Source organism: uncultured Campylobacter sp. (assembly GCF_938045225.1).
In the GTDB taxonomy this organism is placed as follows: Bacteria; Campylobacterota; Campylobacteria; order Campylobacterales; family Campylobacteraceae; genus Campylobacter_A.
Genome location: NZ_CALINL010000150.1, coordinates 1 through 5,235 on the forward strand (window position 1 = coordinate 1; position 5,235 = coordinate 5,235).

At 45.2% G+C, this 5,235-nt stretch carries 5 protein-coding genes; 2 read left to right on the plus strand and 3 right to left on the minus strand.

The window, feature by feature from the left end:
* Window positions 1–1,100: FtsW/RodA/SpoVE family cell cycle protein (locus tag Q0200_RS05545; protein ID WP_297938787.1), on the plus strand; the 1,100-nt coding region annotated here is incomplete at its 5' end.
* Window positions 1,101–1,272: 172 nt separating this feature from the next.
* Window positions 1,273–2,295 (plus strand): UDP-N-acetylglucosamine--N-acetylmuramyl-(pentapeptide) pyrophosphoryl-undecaprenol N-acetylglucosamine transferase, encoded by a 1,023-nt coding sequence (locus Q0200_RS05550; protein WP_297938797.1) that lies wholly within the window; start codon window positions 1,273–1,275, stop codon window positions 2,293–2,295.
* Between the two features lie 72 nt (window positions 2,296–2,367).
* On the opposite strand, the gene Q0200_RS05555 is transcribed toward Q0200_RS05550, so the two are convergent.
* The 3 genes from Q0200_RS05555 to htpG form a co-directional block, all read right to left on the minus strand.
* Window positions 2,368–2,997 carry an imidazole glycerol phosphate synthase gene (locus tag Q0200_RS05555; protein ID WP_297938790.1) on the minus strand — a complete coding sequence of 210 codons (630 nt, stop codon included), beginning with the start codon at window positions 2,995–2,997 and terminating at the stop codon, window positions 2,368–2,370.
* Between the two features lie 55 nt (window positions 2,998–3,052).
* Window positions 3,053–3,559 (minus strand): PAS domain-containing protein, encoded by a 507-nt coding sequence (locus Q0200_RS05560; RefSeq protein WP_297938792.1) that lies wholly within the window; start codon window positions 3,557–3,559, stop codon window positions 3,053–3,055.
* 231 nt (window positions 3,560–3,790) lie between these two features.
* Window positions 3,791–5,235, minus strand: a 1,445-nt coding sequence (htpG, locus tag Q0200_RS05565) for a molecular chaperone HtpG (protein ID WP_297938795.1), incomplete at its 5' end; no start/stop codon positions are given.

Sequence of the window (5,235 nt, forward strand, 5' to 3'; positions counted from 1 at the left end):
TTTCGCTCTCCTTGCCCGTTTTTACCGTGCTTTTCTTTAACTACGAACCTTACCATTTTTTCATCAGACAGCTTGTCGTGGGGGCGATCGGGATATTTTTGATGTGGGGCATCTCTCGCCTAGATCCCGATAAGTCGATGGTTTGGATCGGCTTTTGTCTGTTTGGATTTTGCGCTATCGCGATGGGAGCTATGCACGCGCTACCTAGCTCGCTGGTTACCGATGCGGGAGGAGCTAAGCGCTGGATACGTTTGCCGGGCTTTTCTCTAGCGCCTGTCGAGTTTTTTAAGATCGGTTTCGTTTACTTTTTGGCATGGAGTTTCGCGCGCAAGATCGACGGCAGTAAAAAGAGCCTAAAGCAGGAATTTAAGCTCATTTTGCCTTATATGTTTTTGTTTTTGATAGCCGTTTATCTCATCGCCATCCTTCAAAACGACCTCGGCCAAGTCGTCGTTTTGGCGCTTACGCTTATCGTTATGATGCTTTTTGCCGGTACTAGCAAGCGGCTTTTCGTCATCGGCATGGCGGGCGCTTCGGTACTTGCTATCGTGGCTATTTTTACGTCGGAACACCGAATTTTACGTATAAAATCATGGTGGGGCACGGTGCAAAATATGGTCCTTTCGCTTATGCCCGAAAATATGGCAAATATGTTTCGCGTCGAGGGCGTGCCGGAGCCTTATCAGATCTCGCATTCGCTAAATGCCATAAAGCACGGCGGATTTTTCGGCGAGGGGCTGGGAGCCGGCGTGTTTAAGCTCGGATTTTTGAGCGAAGTGCACACGGACTTCGTACTTGCCGGTATCGCCGAAGAAGTCGGGGTACTGGGGATACTTATCATCACGTCGCTTCTTTTAATTTTGCTTTTCCGCATCTTTCGCGTCTCGTCAAGGAGCGAAAACAAGGTCTACCACCTCTTTACGCTCGGCGTCGGGCTTCTCATCTCGTTTTCGTTTATCATGAACTCATACGGCATCACCTCGATCACGCCTATCAAGGGCATCGCCGTACCGTTTCTAAGCTACGGCGGCAGCTCGATCCTAGCGCTTTGCATAGGGGTCGGCATGGTGCTGATGGTGAGTAAAAAAGTAAAAGATTGAGCTTAAATTTGACTTGCGGCATGGTAAGGCAAATTTAAGCACTTCAAACTTAAAAGGCAAGGAGTAAAATTTGACGTCTGAAAATTTAAAAGACAAAGAACAAAATTCAGCTGAAATTTCGCCGTCAAATTTAACTAGCGGCGAAGCCCGAGATAAAACCGAAAGCGGCACTATCGTTATCTGCGGCGGCGGTACGGGCGGACATCTAGCCGTCGCAAAAGCTCTAAACGAGGAGCTAGTTTCGCGCGGATGTAGGACGATATTTGTAGGATCTAGCAGCGGACAGGATAAAATGTGGTTTGAAAACGACGCTGCATTTAGCGAGAAATTTTTCCTGCCTAGCAGCGGCGTAGTAAATAAAAAAGGGCTAGGCAAGCTTTTTTCGCTTTTTAATATCCTAAATTTAGCCTTTAAATGCCGCAAAATTTTTAAGACTCATGCTGTTAAAGCCGTCGTTAGCGTAGGCGGATACAGCGCGGCGCCTGCGGCATTTGCGGCGATCATCTCACGCACGCCGCTTTTTATCCATGAGCAAAACGCCGTGATCGGCAATCTAAACAAACTCCTAAAACCGCTTGCGAAGGGCTTTTTTAGCTCGTATTTTAAGCCCGTTTTTAGCTATCCCGTCGCGGAGAGATTTTTTAGCGCAGCTAGGCTTCGCAGCGAGCTAAAAACAGTGATATTTTTAGGCGGTTCGCAAGGTGCGGCGGCGATAAATTCGTTAGCCTTAAAGCTGGCTCCCGTTTTTAAAGAAAAAAGCATAAAAATAATCCATCAATGCGGCAAAAACGCGCTTGAAAGCTTGCAAGAGGAGTATAAAAAGCTGGGTCTTGGCAGCGATGAGCTCGATCTTTTTGACTTTGATTCCAAAATAGAGCTTAAGATAAGCCGCGCCGATCTAGCGATAAGCCGCGCAGGAGCGGGCACGCTATGGGAGCTCACGGCAAATGCGCTGCCTAGCGTATTCGTGCCTTATCCTTACGCCGCAAACAACCATCAGGTCTTTAACGCGAAATTTCTCGTGGATCAAAATTTGGCCAAATTTTGCTTTCAAAAAGGCGGCGAGATCGATGCGGATGAGATGCTAAATTTGATAAATGAGATGGATATAGCGCAAATTTCAAGCAAGCTTTCCAAGCAGATAGATAACGGCGGCGCACGAAAAATCGTGGATGAAATTTTAAAAGATATTTAAATTTACGGCAGAGCGTTAATTTTAAATATCTTTGTACTTTGTAAATTTTAAAATTAGTTTATAAAATCGTCTTTATTCTCGCAACTCGTAAACTAGATAGTGATACACGAGCTCGCCGGTTTGCAGGCTTTGGCCGCTAAAAACCGGTTTTATCATCGCGGCGATCTTATCACAAACGCTGATTATCTCGGCTAAAAGTAGCTGATCGCCTCTGCTTTTTGCCACAAAAACCGAATAAAGTAAAAATTTATACGCCATCTTAAACTCGCCCAAAATCACGTTTGAGATGATACTAGCCTGCATTTTTAGTAGTTTATCTAGTCTTGATTGCGCTTTGAGCAGCTCGGCTAGTTGCGTCTTTACGGCGCGCAGACGAGCCGCGTCTTTATCAAAGAAGCTTCGTCTTTTGTATTTTTGCATGATGGCGCTTTGAGCTTGCAGGAGTTTGGTTATATCCTTGATATTTTTCGCAGCGACTTGGAGTTTTTGATTTGCCGCCGTGCTTATGCCGTTTTTCTCGCTTTTTAGCGATATCTCTAGCAAGATCTGCGAGAGATAGGCGCTGACGTTGGCGTAGTAATCCTCGTTGTCAAAAACAGCCGAAAAATATCCGCTAGCCTTTATTCCTCGCTCTTTGACCGCGCTTGCTAGAGTGCTAAACTGCGTTGCGCTCATGATCGCTTCTTGCGGCTTGATATTCATTTTTTCAAGTTCGTTAGGCTTGTTTTTGGGTATTTATACCGCCAAAGACGAGATCTTATATCTGCCCTCGTTGAATTTTATGCACTAGCTCGTCGTAGCTGACGCCGGCGCTGGCTAAAATTTGCCCCAGTAACTTGCTTGAGGCCTCCATGCCGCCGCTTTTTTCTGCCTCAAGCAGCTGCCTATATATGCCCTCAATAAATTTGACGCCTTCTGGATTTGGCTTGCGGCGAACGGAGTAGTAGCCGATGATCTCGCCGTTAGCGCCTAGCGAAGCCGTGACGTTTGCAAATACCCAGTAAAAGCCGCCGTCAAAGCTCTTGTTTTTAACGAATGCAAATATCTCCTGCTTTGCCTTGATACGATCCCATAGTAGTTTAAACACGACGCGCGGCATATCGGGATGTCTGATGATGTTGTGCGGTTTATGCAAAAGTTGCTCTTGCGTCGCGCCGACGATCTTTAAAAACGGCTGATTGCAGTAGGTTATCTTGCCCTTCAGATCGGTTTTTGATACGATAAAATCTTCTTCTTTTACGAAATACTCTTTATTCTCGTTCACTTCATACCTTAAATTTTTCGGTAATTATAACCAAATATTACGCAAATGTAGCTTACTCATTTTTTCAATCCAGATAGCAAACGCCTATTAAATCAAAATTTGACGCCGTAAATTTAAGAGCAAGGGCGAGCGGATTTTACTATGTAGATTTGAGTGAGATTTTAAAAAAACTCGGCGACAAATTTAACTCCGTCGCCGAGCTAAAAATTTAAGCCTCAAAAAGGCTTAAATTTAGATCGCTTTGAGTAGGATTTTAGTTAGCTTTTTACTAAATGCCGACGGATCGTCGATAGCGACGCCTTCGTTTAGCTTAGCCATATCCAAAAGCAGCTCCGCCGCGTCATAGATCATCGCCTCGTTTTGAGATAGTTTTTCAAAGAGTTCGTGCTTTGGATTTATCTCCAGTATCGGCAAGATTTTACCCGCACTATGCCCCATCTGCTTTAGCATCATCTGCGTAGCGTAGTCAGGATCGTTTTTATCATAGACGATGACGGCGGCGCTTTCGCTTAGGCGTGAGCTTAGTTTCACGTCCTTGACCTCGTCTTTTAGGATCTCTTTCATCTTGGTTAGCAGCGTGGCAAATTTACCCTCGTCGGCTTCGTCTTTTTCCGGTTTGATCTCGGTGTCGATATCGGTATGATTTACCGCTTTTATCGGTGTTTTGTCGTAGTCTTGCACCATCGGCATGACGATAGAGTCTATCTCCTCGTCCATGATGAGCACTTCTATCCCTTCAGCCTTAAAGCTCTCTAAAAGCGGCGAATTTCTTAGCATCGTTTCGTTATTTCCGCTGATGTAGTAGATTGATTTTTGACCGTCTTTCATCGCGTCTTCGTACTCTTTTAGGCTGACTAGTCCCTCGCGCTTGCTTGATTTAAAGAGGCAAAGGTCTAAAATTTGCTCCTTTTCGCTGCTAAATCCGTAAAGCCCCTCTTTGATCACCTTGCCGAATATTTTATAAAATTTGATATATTTTTCTCTATCTTTTTCTTTTAGCTTGGCTAGTTCGCCCAGGATTTTCTTAACACTTTGCTCCTTGACGCTGCGCATTATGCTGTTTTCTTGCAGGATTTCGCGGCTGACGTTTAGCGGCAAATCCTCAACGTCAATGATACCGCGGACAAATCTAAGATAAGGCGGCAGCATCTCTTTGGCGTCGTCACTGATAAATACGCTTTTGACGTAGAGTTTCACGCCGCTTTGATAGTCCACGCGAAATAGATCAAAGGGCTCGCTAGCCGGCACGAAAAATAGGGTAGTGTACTCGATCTTGCCCTCGGCTTTCGTGTGAACGCACAGTAGCGGATCTTCGCTATCATGCGAGGTTTGTTTATAAAAGTCGTTATAGTCAGCCTCTTTTAGCGCGCTTTTACTCATTTTCCAAAGTGCGGAAGCCTTATTTATCTGCACGTTTTTGATCTCGTACGAGCCCTCTTTTTCGCCATCTTTAGGCGCTACGTACTCTTCTTTATCCGCAAATATCGGATACGGGATGTGGTTGGAGTATTTTTTGACGATGTTTTCTATGCGGTAGGACTCGGCAAACTCGTCATCTTTTAAATAAAGCGTGATCGAGGTGCCGTGGCTATCTTTTTGCGCGGGCGAGATTTCGTAGGTTTTAGCGTCCGAACTCCACATAAAGGCCTCTTCGCCAAGTGCCTTTTTACTCACGA